This window comes from Acidovorax sp. ST3 (genome assembly GCF_003231145.1).
Lineage (GTDB): Bacteria > Pseudomonadota > Gammaproteobacteria > Burkholderiales > Burkholderiaceae_C > Acidovorax.
The window spans coordinates 562,851-588,749 of sequence record NZ_QKVP01000004.1; the positions used below are offsets into that span (position 1 = coordinate 562,851).

The 25,899-nt window shown below is 67.5% G+C and carries 22 protein-coding genes; 7 read left to right on the forward strand and 15 right to left on the reverse strand.

The features are described 5' to 3' along the window. Window positions 1-17: 17 nt before the first annotated feature. From DNK89_RS15260 to DNK89_RS15290, 7 genes are all read left to right on the forward strand, one after another. Window positions 18-734 (forward strand): TetR/AcrR family transcriptional regulator, encoded by a 717-nt coding sequence (locus DNK89_RS15260; RefSeq protein WP_060985481.1) that lies wholly within the window; start codon window positions 18-20, stop codon window positions 732-734. Between the two features lie 213 nt (window positions 735-947). Further along, on the forward strand, window positions 948-1,532 hold the full coding sequence (locus tag DNK89_RS15265) for a TRAP transporter small permease (protein ID WP_110960783.1): 585 nt from the start codon (window positions 948-950) through the stop codon (window positions 1,530-1,532). A gap of 27 nt (window positions 1,533-1,559) precedes the next feature. Beyond that, window positions 1,560-2,840: a TRAP transporter large permease gene (locus DNK89_RS15270; RefSeq protein WP_110960784.1), complete on the forward strand. Its 1,281-nt coding sequence runs from the start codon at window positions 1,560-1,562 to the stop codon at window positions 2,838-2,840. A gap of 55 nt (window positions 2,841-2,895) precedes the next feature. Then, window positions 2,896-3,900 (forward strand): TRAP transporter substrate-binding protein, encoded by a 1,005-nt coding sequence (locus DNK89_RS15275; protein ID WP_110960785.1) that lies wholly within the window; start codon window positions 2,896-2,898, stop codon window positions 3,898-3,900. A 129-nt stretch (window positions 3,901-4,029) separates the two neighbouring features. Next, the gene (locus DNK89_RS15280; RefSeq protein ID WP_043567043.1) at window positions 4,030-4,890 is read left to right on the forward strand and encodes a shikimate dehydrogenase; all 861 of its coding nucleotides are present in this window, start codon (window positions 4,030-4,032) and stop codon (window positions 4,888-4,890) included. A gap of 37 nt (window positions 4,891-4,927) precedes the next feature. Next, window positions 4,928-5,827, forward strand: a complete 900-nt coding sequence (locus DNK89_RS15285) for a VOC family protein (RefSeq protein WP_110960786.1) — start codon at window positions 4,928-4,930, stop codon at window positions 5,825-5,827. 15 nt (window positions 5,828-5,842) lie between these two features. Then, a complete protein-coding gene (locus DNK89_RS15290; RefSeq protein WP_110960787.1) occupies window positions 5,843-6,748 on the forward strand; it encodes a sugar phosphate isomerase/epimerase in 906 nt (301 codons plus the stop codon). Window positions 6,749-6,763: 15 nt separating this feature from the next. On the opposite strand, the gene DNK89_RS15295 is transcribed toward DNK89_RS15290, so the two are convergent. From DNK89_RS15295 to glnE, 15 genes are all read right to left on the reverse strand, one after another. After that, on the reverse strand, window positions 6,764-7,219 hold the full coding sequence (locus tag DNK89_RS15295; protein ID WP_015016267.1) for a nuclear transport factor 2 family protein: 456 nt from the start codon (window positions 7,217-7,219) through the stop codon (window positions 6,764-6,766). Between the two features lie 6 nt (window positions 7,220-7,225). Next, window positions 7,226-8,008: an SDR family oxidoreductase gene (locus tag DNK89_RS15300; RefSeq protein ID WP_110960788.1), complete on the reverse strand. Its 783-nt coding sequence runs from the start codon at window positions 8,006-8,008 to the stop codon at window positions 7,226-7,228. Next, a complete protein-coding gene (locus DNK89_RS15305; RefSeq protein WP_203422290.1) occupies window positions 8,005-8,544 on the reverse strand; it encodes a DUF3833 domain-containing protein in 540 nt (179 codons plus the stop codon). Before DNK89_RS15305 ends, DNK89_RS15300 begins: the two co-directional genes overlap by 4 nt. Before the next feature lie 20 nt (window positions 8,545-8,564). Next, a complete protein-coding gene (locus DNK89_RS15310; protein ID WP_110960789.1) occupies window positions 8,565-9,857 on the reverse strand; it encodes an MFS transporter in 1,293 nt (430 codons plus the stop codon). Beyond that, entirely contained in the window at window positions 9,854-10,387 is a 534-nt protein-coding gene (locus tag DNK89_RS15315; RefSeq protein ID WP_099732304.1) for a chalcone isomerase family protein, read from the reverse strand. Before DNK89_RS15315 ends, DNK89_RS15310 begins: the two co-directional genes overlap by 4 nt. Before the next feature lie 61 nt (window positions 10,388-10,448). Beyond that, the gene (locus DNK89_RS15320) at window positions 10,449-11,672 is read right to left on the reverse strand and encodes a cyclopropane-fatty-acyl-phospholipid synthase family protein (RefSeq protein ID WP_110960948.1); all 1,224 of its coding nucleotides are present in this window, start codon (window positions 11,670-11,672) and stop codon (window positions 10,449-10,451) included. 23 nt (window positions 11,673-11,695) lie between these two features. Further along, window positions 11,696-12,499, reverse strand: a complete 804-nt coding sequence (locus DNK89_RS15325) for a DUF1365 domain-containing protein (protein WP_110960790.1) — start codon at window positions 12,497-12,499, stop codon at window positions 11,696-11,698. Beyond that, window positions 12,496-13,806, reverse strand: a complete 1,311-nt coding sequence (locus DNK89_RS15330) for an NAD(P)/FAD-dependent oxidoreductase (RefSeq protein ID WP_110960791.1) — start codon at window positions 13,804-13,806, stop codon at window positions 12,496-12,498. Before DNK89_RS15330 ends, DNK89_RS15325 begins: the two co-directional genes overlap by 4 nt. Before the next feature lie 244 nt (window positions 13,807-14,050). Continuing rightward, on the reverse strand, window positions 14,051-14,635 hold the full coding sequence (locus DNK89_RS15335) for a glutathione peroxidase (RefSeq protein ID WP_238990827.1): 585 nt from the start codon (window positions 14,633-14,635) through the stop codon (window positions 14,051-14,053). A 334-nt stretch (window positions 14,636-14,969) separates the two neighbouring features. After that, on the reverse strand, window positions 14,970-16,181 hold the full coding sequence (locus DNK89_RS15340) for an HD-GYP domain-containing protein (protein ID WP_110960793.1): 1,212 nt from the start codon (window positions 16,179-16,181) through the stop codon (window positions 14,970-14,972). A gap of 106 nt (window positions 16,182-16,287) precedes the next feature. After that, on the reverse strand, window positions 16,288-19,422 hold the full coding sequence (locus tag DNK89_RS15345; protein WP_110960794.1) for an efflux RND transporter permease subunit: 3,135 nt from the start codon (window positions 19,420-19,422) through the stop codon (window positions 16,288-16,290). 12 nt (window positions 19,423-19,434) lie between these two features. Next, window positions 19,435-20,649: an efflux RND transporter periplasmic adaptor subunit gene (locus DNK89_RS15350; RefSeq protein WP_110960949.1), complete on the reverse strand. Its 1,215-nt coding sequence runs from the start codon at window positions 20,647-20,649 to the stop codon at window positions 19,435-19,437. Between the two features lie 110 nt (window positions 20,650-20,759). Then, entirely contained in the window at window positions 20,760-22,142 is a 1,383-nt protein-coding gene (locus DNK89_RS15355) for an efflux transporter outer membrane subunit (RefSeq protein WP_110960795.1), read from the reverse strand. A 7-nt stretch (window positions 22,143-22,149) separates the two neighbouring features. Next, window positions 22,150-22,833: a CerR family C-terminal domain-containing protein gene (locus tag DNK89_RS15360; RefSeq protein ID WP_238990828.1), complete on the reverse strand. Its 684-nt coding sequence runs from the start codon at window positions 22,831-22,833 to the stop codon at window positions 22,150-22,152. Between the two features lie 256 nt (window positions 22,834-23,089). Beyond that, window positions 23,090-25,855, reverse strand: a complete 2,766-nt coding sequence (gene glnE, locus DNK89_RS15365; RefSeq protein ID WP_110960797.1) for a bifunctional [glutamate--ammonia ligase]-adenylyl-L-tyrosine phosphorylase/[glutamate--ammonia-ligase] adenylyltransferase — start codon at window positions 25,853-25,855, stop codon at window positions 23,090-23,092. Between the last annotated feature and the right edge of the window lie 44 nt (window positions 25,856-25,899).

Consider the following 25,899-nt stretch of genomic DNA (forward strand, 5'->3'; position numbering starts at 1 on the left):
CGTATGCTCCCGGGTGTATGAACGAAATGGTTCAAAACCCACCCCCAGGCGCTGGTACCAGGGCGACCCGCCAGCGCGCCGCACGCGAGGCCGCAGCCACCCCGGGCGCCGACCGGGTGCGCGTGAACGACCCGGACCGCACCATGGCCAACATCCTGCAGGTGGCCACGGCGGAGTTTGCCGACAAGGGTTTGGCCGGGGCGCGCATCGACGAGATCGCGGCGCTGACCAGCACCAGCAAGCGCATGATCTACTACTACTTCGGTAGCAAGGAAGGTTTGTACGTGGCGGTGCTGGAGGATGCCTACCGGCGCATCCGCCGCATCGAGTCCGAGCTGCATCTCGAAGACCTCGCGCCCGAGCAGGCCCTGCGTACGCTGGTGGGCTTCACGGTGGACTACCAGCTCGCCAACCCCGACTTCATCCGCCTGGTGATGAACGAGAACATGCACCGGGGCGAGTACATCACCCAATCGGCCACGATCCAGGAACTGAACATCCCGGTCATCCATGCCGTGCGCGATGTGTACCAGCGCGGCGTGGCGGCGGGGGTTTTTCGTCCGGATGTGGACCCGGTCGATCTGCACATGTCGATCTCCGCCCTGTGCTTTTTCAACGTGGCCAACCGCCACACCTTTGGCGCGATCTTCAAGCGCTCGCTGGACACGCCTGCCGCCACGGCGCAACGCCGTGAATCGATCATTGAAATGATCGTGCGCTTTCTGCGGCCCTGATTCGCATTTCTCCGACGCATTGCGCGCCTTGACCGTGCGGTGCTCCCGGACATCGGAGCCGGGGGCGCTCTGCGTCTGGCGCCGTGCGTCCCTGCATTGCAGCCTTTCCCGCATGGCCTGACCGCCGCCAACGAGCAGGGTTTGCACCTAGATCAAATACTAACCAGTTCGTACAAAATTTAAAAACAGCAACCGATAACGACTGGAGACACCATGCTTGCACTGGCCGACCGCTGGCTCGGGCGATACACCCGCGCACTCGACATGCTTTCCGGCCTGTGCCTGGCCATCATGGTGGTGCTGGTGTTTGGCAATGTGGTGTTGCGTTACACCGCGAACTCGGGCATCACGGTGTCCGAAGAGCTGTCGCGCTGGCTGTTCGTGTGGCTGACGTTCATGGGAGCCGTGGTGGCTTTGCGGGAGCACGGACACCTGGGTACCGACGTGCTGGTGTCTCGCCTGCCTGCCGCGGGCAAAAAGGTTTGTCTGGTTCTGGCGCAGGTCGCCATGCTGTATGTCTCCTGGCTGCTGCTCAAGGGCAGTTGGGCGCAGATGGTGATCAATGCCGACACCGAAGCACCGGTCACGGGGGCATCGGTGGGCATCTTCTACGCGAGCGGTGTGCTCATGGGCGGGTCGGCCATTGCCATCCTGCTGCGTGATCTGCTGCGCACGCTGTTTGTGCCGCTGAGCGAAAACGAACTGGTCATGGTGCAGGAGAGCGAAGAACTCGCGGCGCTGCAACACCGCGCGGAAGACGCCAGTGCCACCCCTCCCTCGGTAGGCCCGCGCCGCTGATCCCCCTTTTGCACTGGAACGCGCACCATGACCGTCACCATCTTCCTGGGCTCCCTGCTGCTTGCCATGGCGATCGGCATCCCCATCGCCTACGCGCTGCTGATCTGCGGTGTGGCGCTCATGTGGCATCTGGACCTGTTCGACGCGCAGATCCTGGCGCAAAACGTGATCAATGGCGCGGACAGCTTTCCGCTTCTGGCGGTGCCCTTTTTCATGCTGGCGGGCGAGATCATGAATGTGGGCGGGTTGTCCAAGCGCATCGTGAAGCTGGCGCTCACCGTGGTGGGCCATGTCCCCGGTGGCCTGGGCTATGTGGCCATCATGGCGGCCGTGATACTGGCGGCCGTGTCGGGCTCGGCTGTGGCGGATGCGGCCGCCTTGGCGTCGCTGCTGCTGCCAATGATGGTGGCTGCGGGGCACAACAAGGAGCGCTCGGCGGGCTTGATTGCGTCCGCCGGGATCATCGCGCCAGTCATCCCGCCCTCCATTGGCTTCGTGATCTTTGGCGTGGCCGCCAACGTGTCGATCAGCAAGCTGTTCCTGGCGGGCATTGTTCCGGGTGTGCTGCTGGGGCTCTCGCTGGCGGTGACATGGTGGTGGCTGGTGCGGCGCGAGAACGTGGCGCCGCCCACGCGGGCCACGCGCGCCGAGCTGGTGCTGGCGCTGCGTGAGGCCGTGTGGGCCCTGGGCCTGCCCATCATCATCCTGGTGGGCCTGCGCATGGGTGTATTCACGCCAACAGAAGCCGCCGTGGTGGCCGCTGTCTACTCGCTGTTTGTCGCGATGGTGGTGTACCGCGAGCTGAGCCTGCGCCAGCTGGTGGAGATCTTTCAGACCTCTGCACGCACCAGCGCCGTGGTGATGTTTCTGGTCGCTGCCGCCATGGTGTCGGCCTGGCTCATCACCGTGGCCGATCTCCCGTCTGCGGTCATCGGCATGCTGGAGCCTTTCATGGGCAACCAGACGCTGTTGCTGATCGCGATCATGGTGCTGGTCATGGTGGTGGGCACCGCGATGGATATGACGCCCACCATCCTCATCCTCACGCCCGTGCTGATGCCGGTGGTCAAGGCAGCCGGCATTGACCCGGTGTACTTCGGCGTGCTGTTCATCATCAACAACGCCATTGGCCTCATCACGCCACCCGTGGGCACCGTGCTCAACGTGGTAGCCGGGGTAGGCCGCATTTCCATGTCGCAGGTCACCCGGGGCGTCATGCCGTTCATGGTGGCGCAGTTCATCGTCATGTTCCTGCTGGTGCTGTTCCCGTCCATCGTTCTTGTGCCCTTGCGCCTGCTGGGGGGCTGACCCGCCCCTACTCGCCTACCGTTTCTGCCTGCCCAAAACCCAAGGAGACCATTCCATGAAGCTGCTCAAAACCCTGCTCGCCACGGCCCTCATCGCCGCATCGCTGCTGCCCGCCGCGCACGCGCAGGAGCGCACCATCAAGTTCGCCTTCCAGAACCAGAAGGACCACCCGCAGGCCCAGGGCGCGCAAAAGTTTGCCGACCTGGTGGCGGCCAAGACCAACGGTCGCATTGCGGTCAAGCTCTTCCCCGGCGGCACGCTCGGCGGCGACCTGCAGACGGTGTCGGCGCTGCAAGGTGGCACGGTGGAGATGACGGTGCTCAACGCAGGCATTCTCTCGGCCCAGGCCAAGGAATTCGGCATCTACGACTTCCCATTCCTGTTCGGTACGCCCCAAGAGGCTGATGCCGTGACCGACGGCCCCTTCGGCAAGAAGCTGCTCGACAAGCTGCAGGCCAAGAACCTGATCGGCCTGGGCTACTGGGAGCTGGGCTTTCGCAACCTCACCAACAGCAAGCGTCCCATCACCAAGGCCGAGGACATTGCGGGCCTCAAGATCCGCGTGATCCAGTCGCCCATCTACATCGACATGTTCAACGCGCTGGGCGCCAACGCCGTTCCCATGCCGTTCCCCGAGCTGTACACCGCCATGGAGCAGAAGGCCGTGGACGGCCAGGAGAACCCGTTCTCCACCATCCTGTCGTCCAAGTTTGCGGAGGTGCAGAAGTACCTGACCGTCACGCGCCACATGTACAACCCCCAGGCCGTGATCGTGAGCAAGAAGTTCTGGGACAGCCTGAACCCTGCCGACCAGAAGGCGCTCACCGACGCCATGGCCGAGGCCACCACCTTCCAGCGCGGTGTGTCGCGCGTGCAGGCCAACGTGGCGCTGGAAGACCTCAAGAAGGCCGGCATGCAGGTGTCCGAGTTCTCGCCCGCCGAGCTGGACAAGCTGCGCGCCAAGGTCAAGCCCGTGGTCGAAAAGCACAGCGAAAAAGTCGGCGCCGAGACGGTAAAAGAGGTCTACGCCACGCTGGCCAAGCTGCGCGGCGGCAAGTAAGCCCCACGCTGCCCTCCTCGCACGGCCGCCCATGGCCTGGCCACGCCCGGCCGTGCATTCACCCCGCATTCCGCCCGCCCCATGAGCACCCAGCTGCTTGATCCCCCGGTCACCACACCCATGTCCACCATGTCCTCCACAAGCCCCCGCAAGGTGCTGATCGGGCTGATCGGTGCCGGCATCCAGAAGTCGCTGTCGCCCGCGCTGCACGAAGAAGAAGCACGCCACCACGGCATGCGCCTGCACTACCAGCTCATTGACCTGGACCGCTCGGCGTCCTCGGTGGAGCATCTGCCCACGCTGTTGTCAGCGGCGCGCATCATGGGCTATGCGGGCTGCAACGTGACCTACCCCTGCAAGCAGGCAGTGATCCCGCACCTCGACAGCCTGTCCGAAGAAGCGCGCGCTATGGGCGCCGTGAACACCGTGGTTATCCGTGATGGACAACTGGTGGGGCACAACACCGATGGATCGGGCTGGGCCTGGGGCTTTACCCGCGCGCTGCCCGGCGCCGACCTGCGCCGCGTGGTGCTGCTGGGCGCAGGCGGTGCGGGCGCTGCAATTGCACACGCCGTGTTGCGCCTGGGCGCCGAGCACCTGAGCATCGTCGATGCACAGCCCGAGCGCGCAGCGCAACTGGCGGCCGACGTGAATGCGCTCTACGGCGCCCGGGCCGAAGCGGCTGACATCCAAGCGGCCATGGCACAAGCCACCGGCCTGATCCACGCCACGCCCACGGGCATGGACAAACTGCCCGGCCTGCCGCTGGACGTGGCGCTGCTGCGGCCCGCGATGTGGGTGTCTGAGGTGGTGTATTTCCCGCTCGACACCGCGCTGGTGCAGGCCGCGCGCGCACTGGGCTGCCGCGTGTCGGACGGCGGCGGCATGGCCGTGGGCCAGGCTGTGGGCGCGTTCGAGCTGTTCACTGGCGAGGCGCCCGATGCCGCACGCATGGACGCGCATTTCCGCCGCCTGGTCAGTACCCGCTGATGCCAACGCCCGCAGCAAACCACAAGGAGCCAACCCCATGAGCACCCCGATGATGGCCGCCCGCGAAGCGCTGGGCGAACTGCCCAACCCCCTGGGCTTGCAGGGCGTGGAGTTCATCGAATACGCCACCAGCCGCCCGCAAGCGCTGGGCCAGGCGCTGGAGCGCATGGGCTTCCAGCCCGTGGCGCGCCACCGCTCGCGCGAGGTGCTGCTGTACCGCCAGGGCGACATGAACATCATCGTCAACGCACACCAGGATGCCGAGCGCACGGGCCTGCATGCGCCGCCCGCGCTCACCGAAGCCCCCGTGCTGGCGGCCGTCGCATTCCGCGTCAGCAACGCCGCCGCAGCGTTTCGCCGTGTACTGGAGCTGGGCGCCTGGGCTGTGCACACCGAGGTCGAGGTGATGGAGCTGAACATCCCCGCTATCCACGGTGTGGGCGCGAGCCGCATCTACTTTGTGGACCGCTGGAAAGAGTTCTCCATCTACGACGTGGACTTTGTGCCCATCCCCACCGTCCACCCGCGCCCGCCCGCGCTGCAGGGCCTGCGCCTGTTCGGTGTGGTGCAGTACATCGGTCTGGGTCGCGCGGCAGACTGGATCCACTTCTACAGCGAGCTGTTCGGCTTTGCCGAGCTGGCGCCCAACCAGTCGTTTGGCGTGCTCACCCATGGCCGCATCCTGTCCAGCCCGTGCGGCACATTGCACTGGCAACTGATTGAGCCGCAGGTCGATGCACTGGATGCCGACCCCGAGGAGCTGCTGCAGCGCGTGGCCTTTGGCACGCCCGACGTGCTGGCCACTGTGAATGCACTGCGTGCGCGGGGCGTGGAGTTTGTGGAGTCGCCCACGGGCGTGCACACCGGCACGCGCGGCGCCCTCACGCGTGCCGATGCAGCATCGCCCAGCTTCGAGCTGGTGCTCGACGCGCGCTGAGCCTGGAGACCGCCCATGCGCCGATCCACCATGCAACGCAACGTCGCCGACTTCGGCATGGACACCATCAGCCTGGCTGGGCCGCTGGAGGCCAAGCTCGCCGCCGTCCAGGCCGCAGGCTTTGGCCAGATCATGCTGGCCGCGCGCGACATCGTGGGCCACCCTGCGGGCATTGAGGCCGCTGTGCACGCCGTGCGCAACAGCGGCCTGCGCGTGACGGGCTTTCAGGTGCTGCGCGATTTTGAGGGCCTCTCGGGCCACCTGCACAGCTACAAGGTGGACATTGCCAAGCAGATGATCCTGATGGCGCGCGACCTGGGCGCGCCCGTGCTGCTGGCCTGCAGCTCCACATCGTCACACGCCACGGCCGACGCCGATGCCATTGCACGGGACCTGCGCAAGCTGGCCCTGCTGGCGTTGCCGCACGGCATTCGCGTGGCGTTTGAAGGCCTCTCGTGGGGCCGCCACATCAACGAGGTGCACCAGGCCTGGGCGGCCGTGGAGCAGGCCGATTGCCCCAACCTGGGCCTGGCCATCGACTCGTACCACCAGTTCGCCACCAGCACGCCGCTCTCGGCGCTGGAGGATGTGGACCCGGCCAAGATCTACCTCGTGCAGCTGTCGGACTTCATGTGGCAGGAGACGCGCACGGTGCAGGAGCGCATCGAGACTGCGCGGCACTTTCGCGTGTTTCCCGGCGAGGGCGTACACAGCCAGGCGCTGGCCGAGCTGGTGCGCACACTGGACGGCATGGGCTATCAGGGCGACTACAGCTTTGAGGTCTTCAACGACGACTACCAGCAGCTGCCGCTGCCCTATGTCGCGCAGCGCGCATGGAACAGTGCACTGTGGCTGGCCGAAGGCGTGCTGCAGCGTGCGGTGCCGCTGCCGGGGCACCCACGCATCCGCGCGGTGGGGTGATGAAGGCCCGGACCGTCAGCTGTTGGCGCGCTTCTTGAGCCAGCGCATCAGCGCGCCCACCACGGGCAGCTTTTCGTACAGCTCCTCGGCGGCATCCCAGTAGTCGCGGTGCAAGGTCACCTGGCCCTGGGCGTCCAGCACCAGGTGCGAGGCGCCGCGCACTGTCTGCGTCACGCCCTTGTGGAAGTCCTTGAACGCGAACAGAAAGTCCCAGGTCAAGAAGCACTGCTGTCCCTGCACCACGCGGCCCGTAACCACAAAACGCGGCTGCTCCAGGGCCTCGAACATGTGGGCAAAGATGCCCTGGATGGCAGGCACGCCTACCACCTCGTTGAACGGGTCCTTGAAGCGCGCCTGGGGCGCATAGAACTGGCCGATGGTCGCCACATCGGCGGGCGACAGGTTTTCAAAAAACGCAATGACGCGCGTGACGGCTTCTTCGGTAGCGGGGGCGGTGTAAGGGGGTTGCATGGAAACTCAGAGTCCCGTGAACTTGCGGACGGCTGGAAAGTACCACCGGTAGGGCAGCAGCCGCAGCAGCTTCATCACGCGCGTAAAGCGCTTGGGGAAGTGAATATCGAACTGCCCGCGCGCCCAGCCCTGCAGGATGGCGTCGGCTGCCGCTTCGGGGGAGATGAGCGCAGGCATGGTGAAGTCGTTGCCCGCCGTGAGCGGCGTGGCCACAAAGCCGGGGTTGATCACGCTCACGCCCAGGCCCAGGTCGTGCAGGTCCAGGTACAGCGCCTCGGCCAGGTTGATGAGCGCAGCCTTGGTGGGCCCGTAGGCCAGGCTCTTGGGCAGGCCCCGGAACCCCGCCACGCTGCTGATCAGGCTCACATGCCCGGGGCGCCCCGCCTGGGCGGCGGCGAGCATGGCGGGCAGCACGGCGGCCAGCACATGCAGTGCGCCGTTGTAGTTGATCTGCTCGTGGCGCAGCATCACGGTCAGGTCGAAGTCGGTCGCGCGCATGTCGCGGTAGTAGCCCGCGCAGTAGCACACCAGGTCGGGCGCGCCATCCGCCAGCACCTGCGCAGCGGCAGCCTGCACCTGGGTGGGCTCGGCCGTGTCAAAAGCCAGCGCGGTGCTGCCAGGGTGCTGCACCACGAAGGCGTTCAGCGCATCGCTGCTCCGGGCCGAAACGATGACCTGCGCGCCGCGCGCATGCAGCGCTGCGGCCGTGGCCCGGCCGATGCCGCTGCTGGCCCCGATGAGCCAGGCCCGGCGGCCCTTCCAGTCGCGCAAGGGAGGGTTGAGTTTCATGGTGCGCGCTTGGTGAAGGACAGGGTGATCTCGCCCAGCCGCACGCCGAACTTGCTCATGGTGGCGCGGTTGAGCATCACGCGGTCATCGATGAGGTACATCCAGTCGTCCAAGTCCACGTTGTAGACCTTGCCATCCACGGGCAGCGCCAGCGTGTAGTTCCAGCGGAAGGCGTTACCGCGCGTCTGGCCGTTGGCCGTGCCCACCACATCGTCGGCGGTGCCGGTGTAGCGGCCGTCGGCATGCTTCGTCAGGCGCCAGATGCGGCGCTGCGTGGTGCCGTCAGAGTAGGTGAAGGCTTCGTCCAGCACGCCCTCGTTGCCCTTCCAGCTGCAGTCCATCACCACGGTGAAGCGTTTGACGATCTGGCCGCTGCGGTCCTGGAAGATGCCGTAGGCGTCGATCTTGCCGTTGAAATACTGGGCCAGGTCCAGCACCGGTTTTTCGCTGGCGTAGCCATCGAGGTTCTGGCTGGCGCAGCCGGAAAAGACCACAGGTGCGGCCACAGCGGCGGAGAGGAGAAGGCGTCTTTGCATGTTGGGCATCCCTTGAAAAATCAGGCACTGGCCGCGCCGCGCGCAGGCCGAAGCACCAGCCAATACAGCGCCGCCGCTGCCAGCAGCTTGAGCGCGCAGGGCAGCACGGCGTAGGCCAGCCCCAGGGTGTGCAGGCCGTCGTCGCTGCGTGTGCCTGGCGTGTAGCCCCACCAGCCCAGCAGCGGCAGCGCTAGGCCTGCGGCCAGCGCCAGGTTGAGCTTGGTGGCAAAGTTCCACCAGCCAAAGTAAGCGCCCTCGTGCTGGCCGCTGTCGCCCTCGGCGGCAATCACTCCGGCCAGCAAGGCGCTGGGCAGGGCCAGGTCGGTGCCCAGGGCCACGCCCGACAGCGCACAGACGATGAGGAACGGAACTACATCGCCCGCGCCCAGGAACGCCGTCCACACAAACACGGCAATGGCCAGCAGCATGCCGGCCAGCCAGGTGCGCGCCAGACCCCAGCGGGCGACGGCGCGCAGCCACAGCGGGATGGACAGCGCCGCGCAGACGAAATATGCGGCCAGGAACATCGGCTCCTGCGTGGGCGGGGCCTGCAGGCGGTCCTGAATGAAGAACAGCACCAGCGTGGCCGGGATGGCGCTGGCAATGCCGTTGAGCATGAACACCGCCAGCAGGCGGCGGAAGGCGGGCCGCCCCCAGGGCCGCCACAGGCTGGCACGTTGGGGCGGGCGGTACACGCCGGCCACGCCGCCTGCGTGGTCTGTGGGGCGCGGGGCGCGCGTCCACGCCCACCAGCCCAGTAGCAAGGTGAGTGCAAACACGCTGAGCATGACTGGCAGGCCCAGCAGTGCGGGCAGCACCGAGGCGGTGACTACACCCATCAGCGCTGCGCCTTCGCGCCAGGCCACGATGCGGCCGCGCTGCAGCTCGTCGCCGCCCAGCCGCGCGCCCCAGGACTGATGCGCAATCCCCAACTGGCTGTAGGCGGTGTAGGTGATGAGCAGCGCCACCAGCGCCCAGGCGATGAGCGCGTCGGCCCCGCGCACCTGCGGGAAGAACAGGCTGGTCAGCCCCAGTGCCAGCACCACCGCCGACACCGCGCCCACCGCCAGCACGGCGCGCACCGAGCGGCCAAACAGGTAGTCCGACAGGCGGCCCAGCAGCGGGTCCGACACCGCATCCAACAGCCTTGCCGCCAGCAGCACCGACCCCAGCGTGGCCAGTGGCATGCCGAACTCGCGCGCGTAGTGGTTGGGCAGCAGCACGTACAAAGGCAGCGCGACGAACGCCAGCGGCAGGCCCAGCAGCCCATAGGCCAGGCCTTGGCCGGTGCGAATGGGCGTGTGGGTGGTCATTGCTGCCCTTGGCCCGCCGTGCGGGTGGCAGCGATCAGCTCTTGCCGAAGTCCAGGCTCGGAGGTCTGTGGCGACAGCCAGATGCCGAAGAACAGGCGCGAGAACTCGGCGTCGGGCACCTCGCCCACCACACGCCCGCCCATCTTGAACACGGCGCCCGCGCCGGGTTGGTACAGGCCCAACAGCCGGTCGCCCGCCTTCACATCTGGCAAGGCGGCGGCCAGCGCCTGCTGCCACCGCGTGGCCTGCTGGGGCGTGAAGCTGCCCACGCGGCGCATCTCCTCGATGGAGCGCTTGGCGATGGCGTCGGCCGAAAAATCGCGGTGGTAGGTCAACTCCAGCGCCAGGGGGTGGGCCGCGTAGTTGTCGGCGTCAAAGCCGGGCTGCACCCACAGCCGCGCGCGGTAGATCTCAAACCCCAGAAAGCGCAGCACGCCCTGCCCCACCAGCCGCGCACCCGACAGTGGGGCTGCAGCGGCGGCGCTGGCCTCTGCCACCTGCGCCAGCGCGGTTTGAGGGCCAAAAGCCATCAATGCGCTAGTGAATATTGCGGTAATAGCTATGTTTTTCATAGCGATTCTCGGTTCTTGATCAGTCCTTCACCAGCGTGTACTGCACCAGGTCGATGTTGCTCATCGCAAACGCCGCTTCGCAGTACGCGAGGTAGAACTCCCAGATGTGCATGAAGCGCTCATCGAACCCCAGCTGCAGAATCTGGGTGCGCTGCGCCAGAAAACGCTCGCGCCAGCGCTTGAGGGTTTCGGCGTAGTCCTGGCCGAACGCGAACTCGTCCACCACGCGCAGGCCTGCCGCCTCGGCCTCGCGGCGGAACTCGCGCGGGCAGGGCAGGCAGCCGCCCGGGAAGATGTATTGCTGGATGAAGTCGGTGGAGCTGATGTAGCGGTCAAACAGGCTGTCGTCGATGACGATGCTCTGGATGCAGGCCTTGCCGCCGGGCTTGAGCAGGCGGTTCACCGACTGGAAGTAGGTGGGCCAGTATTCGCGGCCCACGGCCTCGACCATCTCGATGGAGCAGATGGCGTCGTACGGGCCGTCCTGGATGTCGCGGTAGTCCTGCAGGCGCAGGTCGGCACGCTCGGCCACCCCCTGCTGCGCCATGCGCTTTTGCGCAAACGCGAGCTGCTCGGTGGACAGCGTCACCCCCGTCAGGCGGGCGCCGAATTCGACGGTCGCCATCTCGGCCAGCGCGCCCCAGCCGCAGCCGATCTCCAGCACCCGGGAACCGGGCTCCACCCCCGCCATGCGCAAGGCGCGGCGCACCTTGGCGTGCTGCGCGGTGCGCATGTCACCGCCCGCATCGCCCTCGAACCAGGCGGACGAATAGTTCATCGTGTCGTCCAGCCAGAGTTCGTAGAACGCATTGCCCAGGTCGTAGTGGGCGTGGATGTTCTTCTGGCTGTTGGCGCGGGTGTTGCGGTTGAGCAGGTGCTTGATGCGGTACAGCAGCCGGCCCGCCCAGGTGCCGTAGATCACGCCTTCGACCTGCTGGCGGTTGGCGATGAAGAGCTTGAGCAGGTCGGTGAGGTGCGGCGTGGTCCAGTCGCCCGCGATGTAGCTCTCGGCGAAGCCGATGTCGCCCGACTTGAGTGCGGCGCTGCACACATTCCAGTTCTTGAGCGTGATCGCGGCCGAGGGACCGTTCCCGTGGCCGAAGTGCTGCAGGGTGCCGTCGGGCAGCTGCACCGTGAGGTGACCGTGCTGCAGCTTGTGGAGCAGCTTGAGAGCTGTGCGTGCGGCTGCGGGGGTGCCCGCGGGCAGGGTCTGGGCAGAGCGGGGGGCGGTGGTGGAGTTCATGGCGGTCTCGTTCGTCATGGAAATCAACGGGTCACGGCGGCGGCGGGCGCCTCGGGCTTGCGGTGGAAACGCACACGCTTGAGCCACAGCTGCAGCGCGTGCCAGTGGATGCGGGCAATGATGGCCAGCGTCATGGCGGGGTAGCCCCACAGCGCTTGGCGCAGGGTCTGTGGGGTGATGGTCTGCAGGGTGCCGCTCACGCTGGTCTGGATGAGGGGGCCGGTGTCGTCGTCGTGGTCGATGCGCACCACCGTGCGGCCTGCATCCTGTGCACCGGCCTTGGGACTGGCCTCGGTGCGCATGAAGCGGAAGCGATAGCCGCCGCTCACCTCGCAAAAGGGAGACACATGGAACACCTTGCGCGCCCGCTGTTCCACGCCGTACTGCGGCGCGTCCAGCAGGTAGCAGTGGCGCTCGCCAAAGGTGTTGTTCACCTCGACCACGATGACGCGCAGGGGGCCGTCCGCACGGTGGCAATACCAGAAGCTCACGGGCTTGAAGGTGTAGCCCAGCACGCGGGGGTAGCAGTGCAGCCAGACCTCCCCCGTGGCATCGGTGATGCCTTCGGTGTGCAGCAGCTCGTCCAGCCAGGCCAGCGCCCCGCCCTGCGCGGCGCTGCGGCCGTCGCCGTGGTCCACATCATGGAAGCTGATGGCACCGCCGCGGTTCACCGCCAGCGGCGTGTGCGTGCCGCTCAGGCTGCGCATCGGCAGCATCAGGAAAAACGTGGGGTAGGCAAACGCGTGCCGCCGGGGCCGCAGCCGCGTGTGGCGCACCTGGCCGAAGCCGATGAGGGGCGCTGCGGATGGGGCCGGGGCGTGGCTCACGCGGCCTCCGCCAAGGGGGCTGGCAGGGCTGCCCGCAATTGCTCGGCCACGGCCAGGCCGGATTTGAGGCCGTCCTCGTGGAAGCCGTAGCCCGTCCAGGCGCCGCAGAACCAGGTGTGCTGCTGCCCCTGCAGCTTGCCCACCTGCTGCTGCGCGCGAATGGCGGCCATGTCGAACACCGGGTGGGCGTATTCGTAGCTGCCGATCACGTGCTCGGGCGCAATGTCACGCACCGGGTTGAGCGACACCACCACGGGCTGCGCGAACGGCACGGGCTGCAGCTGGTTGATGAGGTAGTGCAGGCACACGCGGGCCGACTCGCGGCTGCGCTGCTGGGCGCGCTCATAGTTCCACGCGGCCCAGGCGGCGCGGCGCTGGGGAAGCACCGACGTATCGGTGTGCAGCACCGCACGGTTGGCCTGGTAGCGGATGGCACCGAGTACGGCGCGCTCCTGCGTCGTGGGCTGGGCCAGCAGGGCGAGGGACTGGTCGGAGTGTGTGGCCAGCACCACCTTGTCGAAGTGTTCTGTGTGGCCTGCGGTCACCACGCGCACACCGGCGGCGTCGCGTTCGATGCGGCGCACGGGGGTGTTCAGGCGCTTGTCGGCAATGCCCGCCACGATCTTGTCCACATAGTGGCGCGCGCCGCCGGACACCGTCCACCACTGCGGCCGGTTGCTCACCTGGATCAGGCCATGGTTGTGGCAGAACCGGATCATGGTGGCCACGGGGAACTTCAGCATCTGGTCGGTGGGGCAGCTCCAGATGCAGCCCAGCATGGGCAGGAAGTACCAGTCGCGGAAAGCGTCGCCAAAGCGGTGCTCGCGCAGGAAGTCTCCCAGGGGCTGCATCAGCGCGGCCTCCGCCTGCTTTTCGGCAATGCGCGTGCATAGCTTGTTGAAGCGCAGCAGGTCGCGCAGCATGCCCAGAAAGCGCGGGTTGACCAGGTTGGAGCGCTGGGCAAATACGGTGCTCAGGTTGGTGCCACTCCATTCCAGCGCGCGGCCACCGCCCAGGGCGGCAGGCACCTGCACCGAGAACGACATGTCGGATTTGGCCGTCTCCACGCCCAACTCGGCCAGCAGGCGGATCAGGTTGGGGTAGGTGCGCTCGTTGAACACCAGAAACCCGGTGTCCACGCCGTGGGTGACGGGGGTGCCCGACGCATCGGGCAAGGTGACATCGACGGTGTGGGTGTGCCCACCGAAGTAGTCGCCCGCCTCAAACAGGGTGATGTCCGCCTGGCCGCGCAGCTGGTGCGCGACGGAGAGCCCGGAGATGCCGGAGCCGATGATGGCAATTTTCATGGCCGGCCCCCTCTGGCCGGCGCCTGGAATAAAAAGGTTGCGAAGCGTCCCGAAACGAATAAGAGAGGGAGGGAGGAGAAGCGCTCCAGGAGGTCAGTCGGAACCCAGGGGCCCGAAAGGCTTCGCAACGTTAAAACTGTACGCCGCGCAATCGGCTTGCGCAATGGATAGAGTGGGGCCGCTGCGGCGAAGTTCCAGAGGGCGCCTGTATTTTTTTTCAAGAAATGTAAAGAAGTCATGGTGCTTACCGGGGAGTAGGCAGGGCGAGCTGCTGTTCGATGGCACGCACCAGGCCCTTGTTGTCCGGCCCGGTCAGGCTGGAGTAGTTGTCCACCAGCTTGCCGTCGCGGCCCAGCAGGTACTTGTGGAAGTTCCAGCGGGGCGCCGTGCCCGACAGCTGGGCCAGCTGCTGGTACAGCGGCGAGGCCTCCGATCCTTTGACGCTGCTCTTGGCAAACATCGGAAATTTCACGCCGAAGGTGTTTTCGCAGAAGTCGGCGATTTCCTTGTTGCTGCCTTTTTCCTGGGCAAAGTCGTTGGACGGGAAGCCCAGCACCACCAGCCCCTTGTCCTTGTAGCGGGCATACAGCTCTTCCAGCCCCTTGTACTGGCCGGTAAAGCCACAGAAGCTGGCTGTGTTGACCACCAGAACCACCTTGCCGCTGTATTGGCACAGCGACTGGGGCTTTTCGTCCTGCAGGCGCGGGAAGGTGTGCTGCAGCGTGGCCGGGCACCCGGCAGGCGCGTCGGCCGCCTGGGCGGCGGGCGCCAGCAACAGCCAGGCCCCCAGGGCGGCAGCGGTCGAGAGGAGTCTTGTGAGGCGATTCATAGGACTTTGGGCAGTGAGTGCAGCCAATTTAACCATTTCATCATTTTTTGTCCACATGAGTTTTTATTTGTACTGAATGGTTTACGTGGCGCGCACGCGTTTGGATTCAGATTTCGGGAGGAAACGGGACGCGGGGGGGGCAAAAGCGGCCGCGCAGTGCCACCGGCGCCAGCCCATGGCTGGGCAGGGAAAGGAGGTGATACGGCGTCAGTCCCTGTGACGGACGGCAGGAGCCACGCATGGGGCGACGCCTCATGCAGGTATCAGGGGGGGCTGTGGCCCACCGCAGACAGCGGCGGAGCATGGAACTGGGCTTGCAGCGCCCTCCCGGCCGTCAGACCATCTGCAGCAGGCGGTCCAGCGACAGGTTGACGCGTACGTCCTTGAACGCCACCACGCCGGTGACCTTCCAGGGCGGCATGCCCGTGTCGCGGGGGATGGGTTCGCCCGTGGCCATGCCGTCGCGGTTGGTCACCACGGCCACGCGGGGGGTGGTGGCGGTGGTGCCCCGGCGGATGACCACGCCCACTTCACGGCTGGCCAGGCGCACAAAGGCACCGGGGGGATAGACGCCCAGGGTCTTGACGAGGGCGGCGCCGGCCTCGTCCACCTGGTGCTCTTCGTCGTAGTAGCTGGCCTGCATGGCGGCAGTGACAGGCATGGGCAGCCGCGCGGCGCGGGGGGCCAGGCGGGCACCAAAAATGTCGGCGCGCTGCAGCAGGCGGGCCATTTGCTGGGCTTCGGTCTTTTTGGCCAGGGGCCCGGGCGTGCGGTGGTGGTGGCAGCGCACGGCCTCCAGCCACACCGGGTCGGCCACGCCCAGATGGCGCAGCAGCGCCTCGGACCGCGCCGCGTGGTCTTCCACGGCGGCAATCTGGGTCGCGGTGAGGGGCTGGGTCTGCAGCACCAACTGGTCCTGCAGCTCGGTCATGGCGATGTTCATGCTCAGCGCTGCGTGCCCCAATTGCTGCACCCGGCCGCTGGGCCAGCGCAGCATCTCGCGGGCCACCACCATGCACACGCAGCTGACCAGCATGGAATGCGTGGCGCTATACATGCGCGTTTCCTGGGCCGATAGGTAAATCAGGGCCAGCAGCGTGGCGTCGGGGTTTTGTTCGCAATGGCGCGCCAGCTCGTCGTGCAGCGCCTGAAAGCGCCCGCCGAAGTCGCTGGGCGACGGGGCGCGCAGCAGCTGCGTGGCGCGCAACTGCAGTTCTGGCCAGTCGGGCAGGGTCTTGCCTGCACGCGCGGCGGCTGCAGCGGCGGCCTGCTCGCCCGCCGTCATCTTCATGGCGGCGATCTCGCCCAGGTTGGTGTCGGCGATCAGCATGCGCTGCAGCTGCGCCAGGTAGGCGCGGTGGCTGCCGCCGGATTCGTCGGTGTCCACGCACAGCTCGCGGCCCCGTTCGACCAGCTTGGCCAGCTCGTCGCGGGTGCGGATCACATAGCCCTTTTGCGCCAGCAACACGCCATCGGCCCCCCGCAGCACAAAAGGCAAGGGGTGGCCCAGCTGGATGGATTCGATGTTCAGGCTGACGAGGTTCATGGTGCGCGTTGCATTATCCGACGGCTACCCCCCGCCAAAGCCCGCGCAACCCCCGTGATTGCCCTGCTTTTTGGGCTCACGCCGGGGGGCGCGCCAAGTGCTGGCGTCAGGGGGCGGAATGCGGCGCTGATGGCGCCGTTGCCGTGGCTGCGGGGGCCGCCGGCGCTCCCGGGGCATGGCGCCCCCCGCGCAGGCGGCGGGCCAGCCGCCCGAACCCCTGTCCCAAGTCGTCCACCCCGGTGAACACTGCCGGAATCACCAAGAGGCTCAGCAGCGTGGAGGTGATGAGCCCGCCAATCACCGCCACCGCCATCGGCGAGCGAAAGCTCGCGTCGGCCGCGCCCAGTCCAATGGCGATGGGCAGCATGCCCGCGCCCATGGCCAGCGTGGTCATGATGATGGGCCGTGCGCGCTTGTGGCAGGCATCGATCAGCGCCTCAAAACGCGTCATGCCGTGCTCGCGCCGCGCCAGGATGGCGTATTCCACCAGCAGGATGGAGTTCTTGGTGGCAATGCCCATGAGCATGATCAGCCCGATGAGCGAGGGCATCGAGAAGCTCTTCTGCGCGATCAGCAGTCCCACAAACGCGCCGCCCAGCGACAGCGGCAACGCCGCCAGGATGGTCACCGGGTGCAGGAAGTCCTTGAACAGCAGCACCAGCACGATGTAGATGCACAGCACGCCGGTGAGCATGGCCAGTCCAAAGCTGGCAAACAGCTCGCCCATCATCTCGGCATCGCCAATCGTGATCTGGCGCACGCCGGCTGGCAGGTTCTGGATGGACGGCAGCGCCTCCACCGCCTTGGTCACATCGCCCAGCGGCTGGCCCGACAGCTCGATCTCGAAGTTCACGTTGCGCGCGCGGTCGTAGCGGTCCACCACGGCCGGGCCGCCGCTGAACTCCAGTGTGGCCACTTGGCCTAGCATCACCGGGCCCTTGGCGCCGGGCACCGGCAGGCGCTCCAGCAGCGACAGGTCCTTGCGCGCATCGTCCTGCAGCTTGACGACGATGGGCACCTGGCGCGCAGCCAGGTTGAGCTTGGGCAGCGATACGTCGTAGTCACCCACCGTGGCAATGCGCAGGGTCTCGGCGATGGCGCTGCTGGTGACGCCCAGGTCGGCGGCGCGAGCAAAGTCGGGGCGCACGGCGATCTCGGACCGCACCAGGCTGGCGGTGGACGAGATGCTGCCCAGGCCGGGGATGGTGCGCAGGTCCTTCTCAACCGCCAAGGCGGCCGTGGTCAGCGCTTGCGGGTCGTCGCCGGTGAGCACCAGCACGTACTTCTCGCCCGAGCCGCCCAGGCCCACCTTGCTGCGCACGCCGGGCAGCGTCTCCAGCGCGGCGCGGATCTTGTTCTCGATGCCCTGCTTGCGCGGCCGGTCGCCGCGCGGGGACAGCAGGATGGTCAGCGTGGCCTTGCGGGTTTCGGTGCTAGCGCCGCCCATGAAGGGGTCGGTGCCGGCCGAGCCGCCGCCGATGGTGGTGTACACACTCTGCACATGCTCCACCTGGGCGATGCGCTGGCGCGCGTCTTCGGCCACGGCACGCGTCTGCGCCAGCGTGGCACCGGGCGGCAGCTCCAGGTACACCTGCGTCTGCGAGTTGTCGTCCGGCGGGATGAAGCCCGTGGGCAGCAGCGGGATCAGCGCCAGCGAGCCAATGAAAAACGCGGCTGTGGCGATGAAGGTCATCCACCGGTGCTTGATGCACCACGCGGCCCAGCGCAGGTACACCGTCATCCAGCGCGGCTCCTTGTGGTTGCCCACGATGGGCTTCAGGATGTAGGCCGCCATCATGGGCGTGAGCAGGCGGGCCACCACCAGGCTGGCAAACACCGCGAGCGACGCCGTCCAGCCAAACTGCTTGAAGAACTTGCCCGCAATGCCGCTCATGAACGCCGTGGGCAAAAACACCGCGATCAGCGTGAAGGTGGTGGCGATCACGGCCAGGCCAATCTCGTCGGCCGCCTCCATGGCCGCCTGGTAGGGCGTCTTGCCCATGCGCAGGTGGCGCACGATGTTCTCGACCTCCACGATGGCGTCGTCCACCAAAATGCCCACCACCAGCGACAGCGCCAGCAGCGTGATCACGTTGATCGAGAAGCCCAGCCAGTACATGCCAATGAACGCCGGGATCACCGACAGCGGCAGCGCCACGGCCGATACAAACGTCGCACGCCAGTCGCGCAGGAACAGCCACACCACCAGCACGGCCAGCAGCGCGCCCTCGTACAGCAGGTGCATGGAGCCGTCGTATTCCTCCTGCACCGGCTGCACGAAGTTGAAGGCCTCGGTGATTTCCAGGTCGGGGTGCTGCGCGCGCATCTCCTGCAGGGCTGCCTGCACCGCAGCGCCCACCTCGACTTCGCTCGCGCCTTTGCTGCGCGCCACTTCAAAGCCCACCACCGGCTTGCCGTTGAGCAGGGCCAGCGCGCGGGGTTCGGCGATGGTGTCCGTCACCGTGGCCACCTGGTCCAGCCGCACATGGCGGCCGTCCGACAGGGCCAGCGTCAGGCCCGCCAGCTCTTGCGCCGACTGCACCGTGGCCAGCGTGCGCACCGGCTGCTCGCTGCCGCCCAGGTCGGTGCGGCCGCCGGCGCTCTCGGTCTGCACCAGCCGCAGCTGGCGCGACACATCGGCCGCCGTGGCGCCCAGGGACTGCAGCTTGACCGGGTCGAGCGCCACATGCACCTCGCGCTGCACGCCACCCACGCGGTTGACGGCGCCCACGCCGCGCACGGTGAGCAGCTTCTTGGCCACGGCGTCGTCCACAAACCAGGACAGCGCCTCATCGTCCATGCGGGCCGACGCGATGGTGAAGGCCAGCACGGGCTGCGCGGCCAGGTCCATCTTGGTCACGATGGGGTCGCGCACGTCGCCCGGCAGGTCGCCGCGCACACGGGCCACGGCGGAGCGCACATCGTCCAGCGCCTCCTGCGTGGGCTTCTCCAGCCGGAACTCGGCGGTGATGGTGGCGCCGCCGTCCTGCACCTTGGTGTAGATGTGCTTGAGGCCCTGCAGCGTGGCGATGCTGTTCTCGATCTTGCGCGCCACGTCGTTTTCGAGCTGCGCGGGCGAGGCGCCTGGCAGCGCCACGGTCACCGAGATCGTGGGCAGGTCAATGTCCGGGAAGTTCTGCACCTTCATGGCGTTGAAGGACAGCAGGCCGCCGAAGGTCAGCAGCACAAACAGCATCAGCGCCGGTATCGGGTTCTTGATGGACCAGGTGGATACATTCATCTGGAATGCTCCTTAATTGATAGCTGTTGGCGCACGATCCACTAGCGCTACAGGCACTTTTTGCATGAAATGCTCGCTCGAGGACTGCTTGCCCGCCGCTGGCGCCGCCGCAGGGGCCGCCACGCGCACGAGGTCGCCATCGTTCAAAAAGCCCGCACCGCGCACGGCCACGGAGGCTCCTGCGTCCAGGCCCGACAGCACCTCCACCCGGTCAGCCACGCGGCGGCCGGTCTGGACTTTGCGCATCTGCACGCGCTGGTCGCCGCCCACCACAAACACGTACGAGAACCCGTCGCGCACCACCAGCGCCTCTTGCGGCACGGTGAGCGCGTCGCTGCTGCCCAGCGCGAAGTCGCCCCGCGCAAACATTCCGGCACGGAAGTCCGCATTGGCGGGCAGATCCACGTAGACCAGCGCATTGCGCGTCTGCGGGTCCACCGTGGGCGCGACCATGCGCACAGTGCCCTCGGCCACGGCGCCGCTGGCGGCGGTGACGTTGACCTTGGCGCCGGGCTGGATGCGCCGCAGCTCGGTGGACGTGACCTCGGCGCGCCACTCCAGGCGGCCCTTGCGCACCATGCGGAACAGCTCTGTGCCGGCACCCACCACCGCGCCCACCGTAGCGGTGCGCGCCGAGATCACGCCACTGTCAGGCGCCACCACCTGGGTGTATTTGAGGCGCAGCTGCTGCGCGTTCAACGCGGCCTGGGCAGCCTCCACGCGGGCCTTGGCGGTTTGCTCGGCGGTGGTGAACTGCTGGATCTGCTGCTGGCTGAGTGCGCCCGTGGCTTGCAACGAGCGGGCGCGGTCGGCATTGGCGGCGGCCTCGGCCGCATTGGCCTGGGCTTCGAGCAGGCTGGCGCGGCTCTGGGCCACATCGGCCAACACCGTGTCGGCCGAGAAGGTGGCCAGCACCTGCCCGGCCTTGACCACATCGCCCACGTTCACACGCACGTCGGTCAAGCGCAGGCCGTTGCTCTCGGCCCCAATGCTCGCCTCTTGCCAGGCCGCGATGTTGCCGTTGGCAGCCAGGCGCAGCGGAACCTGCATGCGCTGCGGCTGCGCCGTGCTGACGGTGAGCGCAGGCCGGGGCTGGCCCGCCTTGGGTTCATCGGCGGCACGCGATGCACCCGAGAAAACCAGCGCACCGCCCGTGGCCAGCACGCAGGCGGTGATCACGGCGAAGGCGGTGGGGGAAAACTTGAAGGAGAAGGAGGAGTGTTGCATGTGCATTTGTCCTGAAAAATTCATATCCGCTGTGCATGGTGTTGGGCGCAGCCCACTGCGCTTGAAACCGGCGATGCGCAGACGAGGCGCAAAGCGCCTCAGGGGGGGTCTCATAGCTTCCATCCGCCGCCAGCGGCGCGGTACAGCGCAATCCAGGCGGTCTGGCGCTCGTGCTGCAGCGCGATCAGCGCGTTGTCGGCGGCCAGCGCCGTGCGCCGGGCATCTTCCAGCTCCACCAGGCTGGCCAGGCCGCCGCGCCAGCGCGCCTCGGTCGCGTCGAACGACGCGCGGTAGCCGTCGGCGGCAGTGCGCGCGCTGGCGCTGCGCTCGGCTGTGCTTTGCAGGCGCACCAGGGCTTGCTCGACCTCGCTCACGGCCTGGCGCACCTTGGCCCGGTACTGCGAGGCGGCCTCGTCGTAGCGGGCCTGCGCCGCATCGGTCTGCGCAGCGCGGCGGCCACCGTCAAAGAGGGGCACGCTGAGCGCCAGCGGGCCGATGGTCCAGGTGTTCAGGTCGGTGGTTACGCCCCCCGTGCGCACCTGGGCTGCACCCACGCTGCCGCTGAGGGTCAGGCGTGGGTAGCGCTGGGCCTGGGCGCTGGCGACGTCGGCACTGGCGGCCGCCACTTCGCGCTCGGCGTTGTACACGTCGGGGCGCTGGGCCAGCACCTGGGCGGGCAGTGCGCCCACGGCAAACAAAGTGTCCGGGGCCGCAGCCACCGGCTGGGCCAGCCGGGTGCGCAGGGTGGGTTCTTCCCAGCCGGTGAGCGCCACCAGGGCCTTGACTTCCACATCGCATTGCATGCGCTGCTGCGAGGCGCGGGCCTGGGCTTCGGCGGCGCTGGCACGGGCCAGTGCGGCTGTGGCGGGCGCCGTGAAGCCCGCGCGCTCGCTCAGCTGGGACAGGCGGGACGTTTCACCACGGGACTGCGCGTCGCGCTCCGCCACCTGCTGCTGGGCCAGGCAGGTGCGGATGCTGCTGGTCTGCTGCGCCACCTCGGCCGCCACGCTCACGCGCGCCTCGTGCCACAGGGCCTGTGCGCCCGCCAGCCGCTCATCGGCCGCAGTTTTGGCGGCGCGGTTGGCGCCAAACAGGTCCACCTCCCAGCTCGCCTGCAGTCCGGCCTGCGAGGTGGTGGCTACGCGGGCCAGCTGGTCATTGAAGCCGCGGCTGGCGCTGGCCTGCGCGTCGAGCGCGGGCAACAACGCCGCCCGACTGCTCACCTGCGTGGCACGGGCCTGCGCAATGCGCGACTGGGCCTGCGCGATGCCCGGGCTCACGGCCTGGGTGGCGTCGATCAGCTCGACCAGCAGCGGATCTTGCAGCTGGGTCCACCAGCGGGCCATGTCCGTGAGGGAGCCCTGGTGCGGCAAGGGGGCCTGCCAGCGCATGGGTACGGGTGTTGCGACCTGGGCTGGGGGTGCGGTGGTGGAGCAGGCCACGAGTGGCAGGACCAGTGCCAGCCACAGGGGTTTGTGTGAGATCAGTCGCATGTGCAAGTCACTCTGGGGTACGGGAAGAGGAGGTTTTTTTGGCGGACGCGGCAGCGCGGGCCGTGGCGCGGCGCTGGCGCTCCCCGTCCACCATGAACTGGGCAAAGTCCACCAGCCGTGATGTGGTGGCGGCCAGTCCCCGTGGCGTGGCGGTGAGTCCGGGGCGCACCGCCTGCACCACGTCGCGGCCCACGTAGTACTGCAGCGCCAGGGCGGTGATGGCCATGGCCAGGCGGTGTACGTCGTCATCGGCGGTTTTCAGGCCGAACTCCTTGCACAGCAGGCCCACGAGCGCGGCGTGCGCGGGCTTGATCTCGCACTCCAGCTCCTGCTGCCACAGCCCGGTCGGGTCCAGCATTTCGCGAAAGTGCAAGCGCATGCACAGCTCGACCAGATCGCCTTCGTGCAAGGGTTGCATGAAACTCTGGATCAGCAGTTCGATGAACGCAGGCAAGGTGTCCGGCCAGGCATCCACGGCGATGGGGCTGCCCATGGGTTCGGTGAACGCCGCGCGGTACAGCCCGTTCTTGTCGCCAAAGTAGTAGCTGATGGAGGCCGGGTTGACCCCCGCCGCCTGGGCAATGTCGCGGATGGATGCCTTGGCAAAGCCGTTTTCTGCAAAGAGGCGCAACGCTGCGTGCAGCAGTCGTGCACGGGCCTGCGGTCCTTCCGTCGGCGGTGGTGGGGGCATGGAAGGCCGGGGCGACCTGGAAGCTGAATCTGGCATGGAGCCGGATTACAGCACTATTTAATCAAACGATTGATTAAATTTTTGTTTCAGAAAATGTCGGAGGTGTTTCGGCTTTGCCTCTGCCAGTGCGGAGCGGCTGTTTGGAGCGGGGGCTGGGCAGATCGGATGGAGGTTTTGCACCATCCGAATATAGGGTGTGGAAGGGGAAGGCGACCCCTCCAGAAGTCGGCCGTCCCCTGCGCTGTGCGCCCGCCGATCAGGCTGATGCGGCGGCAGAGCCGAAGACCGCCGTCCACAGCGCCAGCACGGCATCGCGCTCTGTCTGCAGTGCGGGGGGTGTGACCTGGGTGGGCGCCTCGTCCAGGCGCGCCACGTGCTGCACCCGGCGCAGTTCGCGGTAAGCGTCGGCGGCTGCGTGGCCCACACCGGCAGGTAGCAGGCCCACTTGCTCGGCGCGCTGCAGCAGCGCAATGTTGCCCAGGTTGCCGCGCAACTCGGGGTGGGCCGCAGACTGCGACAGCACCAGGTACTGCACGGCAAACTCGGCGTCCACCATGCCGCCTGGGCTGTGCTTCACGTCAAAGCGGCCTGCCGGCGTGGGATGGGCCGAGCGCACCCGCTCGCGCATGGTCACGATCTCGTCCTTCAACGCCAGCGGGTCGCGGGCCGAGGTGATCACGGCCTCGCGCACGGCGTCGAAGCGCTCGCGCAAGGCCTCGCTGCCCATCACAAAGCGCGCACGTGTCATGGCCTGGTGTTCCCAGGTCCAGGCGGTGTTGCTGCCGCGTTGCTGCTGGTAGTTGGCATAGGCCTCAAAGCTCGTCACCAGCAGGCCGGAGTTGCCGTTGGGCCGCAGGGCGGTGTCGATCTCGTACAGGTCGCCCTCGCCCGTCTTGACAGTGAGCCAGTTGATGAGCTTACGCACAAAGGCCGCGTACACCTCGGGGGCGCGCTCATCGTCGTCGTCGAACACAAAGACGATGTCCAGGTCGCTGCCGTAGCCCAGCTCCTTGCCGCCCAGCTTGCCGTAACCAATGATGGCGAACTGGGGCTCGTCGCGGTGGCGGTTCTTGAGGCGGCTCCAGCACCACTGGCTGGTGATGCGCAGCACGCTGTCGGCCAGCGCGCTGAGGTCGTCGGCCACCTGCTCGACCGTGATGCGGCGCTCCACGTCGCGCGCCAGGGTGCGGAAGGTTTCGGCATGCTGCGCACGGCGCAGCAGGTTGAGCAGGGTTTCGTCGTCGTCCTCACCGGTGGAGCGCAGCGACGCCAGGCGCATGCCCAACTCGCGTTCAAAGTCGGCCACCACAAAACGCTCGGACAGCAGTGCGTCGCCCACCAGCTCGTCGATCACGCCGGGGTGCTGCAGCAGGTAACGCGCAGGCCACTTGGCCGCGCCCAGCAGGTGCAGCAGCTGTTCGTGCACCGACGGCCGCTCCAGCAACAGCGCCAGATAGCTTTCGCGCCGCAGCAGCGGCTCCAGCCAGTTGGCCAGGCGCACGGTCGCATCTTCGGTGACGCGTCCTTCCTTGAGCCACTGGGCCGTGCGCTGCACCAGGCGGAACAGGCGCGCGCGCGCTTCGTCACGCAGTCCGGCCACGCGCGGGTGGTTGCGCCACTCGGCCACACGCTCGCGAAAGCCCGGTGGCAGCTGCTCCAGCAGGCCTTCCAGTTCCGGGGGCGGCGGTGCCGCTGCCCGGGGGCCGCCACAGCCGCCGCCGCTGCATTGCTTTTTGCCGTTGCCTCCCAGCAGGGTGTCGAACTCCTGGGCCACCAGCTCACGGTGTGCGTCCAGCTCGTGCAGGAAGGCGCAGCAGTCCTTGTAGCCCAGGGTGCTGGCGATCCAGGCCAGGTCGTCATCGCGCGTGGGCAGCACGTGGGTCTGCTGGTCGTCCAGGTACTGGATGCGGTGCTCCACCCGGCGCAAAAACACATAGGCCCGGGCCAGCGCGTCGGCGGTCTCCTGGGGCATCAGGCCCGAGTGGGCCAGGCGCTGCAGCGCATCCAGCGTAGGGCGGCGGCGCAGCTCGGGGAACTGCCCGCCGCGCACCACCTGCAGCAGCTGCACGGTGAATTCGATCTCGCGGATGCCGCCGCGCGAGAGCTTGACGTCGTTGGCGCGCTCGGGGTGCCCGGCGCTGCGTTTGGACGCATGGTCCCGGATCTGGCTGTGCAGCGAACGCAGCGCGTCGAACACGCTGTAGTCCAGGTAGCGGCGGAACACAAACGGCAGGACCACGCCGCGCAGTGCTTGCACCTCGGGGCGGCCAATGCAGTCGCGCGGGGCCACTACACGGCTCTTGAGCCAGGCAAAACGTTCCCATTCGCGGCCCTGCACCTGCAGGTATTCCTCCAGCGCGGCCAGGGATACCGACGCGGGGCCCGAGTTGCCGTTGGGCCGCAGGGCAAGGTCCACCCGGAAGACAAAGCCATGCTCGGTGGTGTCGCCCACCAGGCTGTAGATGGCCTTGACGGCGCGCGCAAAGTATTCGTGGTTGGAGATGCGGCCCCGGCCATCGGGCATGCCGGCGGTTTCGCCATCGTGCTCGTACACATAGATGAGGTCGATGTCGCTGGAAACGTTGAGCTCGCGGGCGCCCAGCTTGCCCATGCCGATGATCCACAGCTGCACGGGCTGGCCCTGCGGGCCGCGCGGTGCGCCATGGCGTTCGTCCAGCTCGCGGCGCGCCTGCTGGCAGGCGCGGTCCAGGGCCAGCTCGGCCAGTTCGGTCACGGCCCGGGTGATGTCGGCCAGGGGTGTCTGCGCTTCGCAGTCCAGCTGGATCAGCCGTTCCATGACCAGCTGGCGCAGCACGCGCAGCGCGGTTCCGGTATCGCAGCCACGTGCGCACAGGGCGTCGTAGGCCTGTTCCATGGTCGCGAGCACCGGGACGCCCGGGGGCAGCAGCGGCAGGTCGTTGGCGTAGCGGCGGTGCAGGCGCTGGTAGAAGCGGGAATGCTCGGCCAGGGGACCCTCGGGCAGGGGCTGGTGGCAGCGGGGGTCAGACAGAGAGGGATGCATGGCAGCCACAGCCGGATGTTGGACGGGGAGCGGGGTGCTGGTGT

Bases quoted from the DNA above. Each gene is read 5' to 3' on its own strand.
- DNK89_RS15260 (WP_060985481.1), top strand. From the start codon at position 18: ATGAACGAAATGGTTCAAAACCCACCCCCAGGCGCTGGTACCAGGGCG.
- DNK89_RS15265 (WP_110960783.1), top strand. From the start codon at position 948: ATGCTTGCACTGGCCGACCGCTGGCTCGGGCGATACACCCGCGCACTC.
- DNK89_RS15270 (WP_110960784.1), top strand. From the start codon at position 1,560: ATGACCGTCACCATCTTCCTGGGCTCCCTGCTGCTTGCCATGGCGATC.
- DNK89_RS15275 (WP_110960785.1), top strand. From the start codon at position 2,896: ATGAAGCTGCTCAAAACCCTGCTCGCCACGGCCCTCATCGCCGCATCG.
- DNK89_RS15280 (WP_043567043.1), top strand. From the start codon at position 4,030: ATGTCCTCCACAAGCCCCCGCAAGGTGCTGATCGGGCTGATCGGTGCC.
- DNK89_RS15285 (WP_110960786.1), top strand. From the start codon at position 4,928: ATGAGCACCCCGATGATGGCCGCCCGCGAAGCGCTGGGCGAACTGCCC.
- DNK89_RS15290 (WP_110960787.1), top strand. From the start codon at position 5,843: ATGCGCCGATCCACCATGCAACGCAACGTCGCCGACTTCGGCATGGAC.
- DNK89_RS15295 (WP_015016267.1), bottom strand. From the start codon at position 7,219: ATGCAACCCCCTTACACCGCCCCCGCTACCGAAGAAGCCGTCACGCGC.
- DNK89_RS15300 (WP_110960788.1), bottom strand. From the start codon at position 8,008: ATGAAACTCAACCCTCCCTTGCGCGACTGGAAGGGCCGCCGGGCCTGG.
- DNK89_RS15305 (WP_203422290.1), bottom strand. From the start codon at position 8,544: ATGCAAAGACGCCTTCTCCTCTCCGCCGCTGTGGCCGCACCTGTGGTC.
- DNK89_RS15310 (WP_110960789.1), bottom strand. From the start codon at position 9,857: ATGACCACCCACACGCCCATTCGCACCGGCCAAGGCCTGGCCTATGGG.
- DNK89_RS15315 (WP_099732304.1), bottom strand. From the start codon at position 10,387: ATGGCTTTTGGCCCTCAAACCGCGCTGGCGCAGGTGGCAGAGGCCAGC.
- DNK89_RS15320 (WP_110960948.1), bottom strand. From the start codon at position 11,672: ATGAACTCCACCACCGCCCCCCGCTCTGCCCAGACCCTGCCCGCGGGC.
- DNK89_RS15330 (WP_110960791.1), bottom strand. From the start codon at position 13,806: ATGAAAATTGCCATCATCGGCTCCGGCATCTCCGGGCTCTCCGTCGCG.
- DNK89_RS15335 (WP_238990827.1), bottom strand. From the start codon at position 14,635: ATGAATCGCCTCACAAGACTCCTCTCGACCGCTGCCGCCCTGGGGGCC.
- DNK89_RS15340 (WP_110960793.1), bottom strand. From the start codon at position 16,181: ATGAACCTCGTCAGCCTGAACATCGAATCCATCCAGCTGGGCCACCCC.
- DNK89_RS15345 (WP_110960794.1), bottom strand. From the start codon at position 19,422: ATGAATGTATCCACCTGGTCCATCAAGAACCCGATACCGGCGCTGATG.
- DNK89_RS15350 (WP_110960949.1), bottom strand. From the start codon at position 20,649: ATGCAACACTCCTCCTTCTCCTTCAAGTTTTCCCCCACCGCCTTCGCC.
- DNK89_RS15355 (WP_110960795.1), bottom strand. From the start codon at position 22,142: ATGCGACTGATCTCACACAAACCCCTGTGGCTGGCACTGGTCCTGCCA.
- DNK89_RS15360 (WP_238990828.1), bottom strand. From the start codon at position 22,833: ATGCCCCCACCACCGCCGACGGAAGGACCGCAGGCCCGTGCACGACTG.
- glnE (WP_110960797.1), bottom strand. From the start codon at position 25,855: ATGCATCCCTCTCTGTCTGACCCCCGCTGCCACCAGCCCCTGCCCGAG.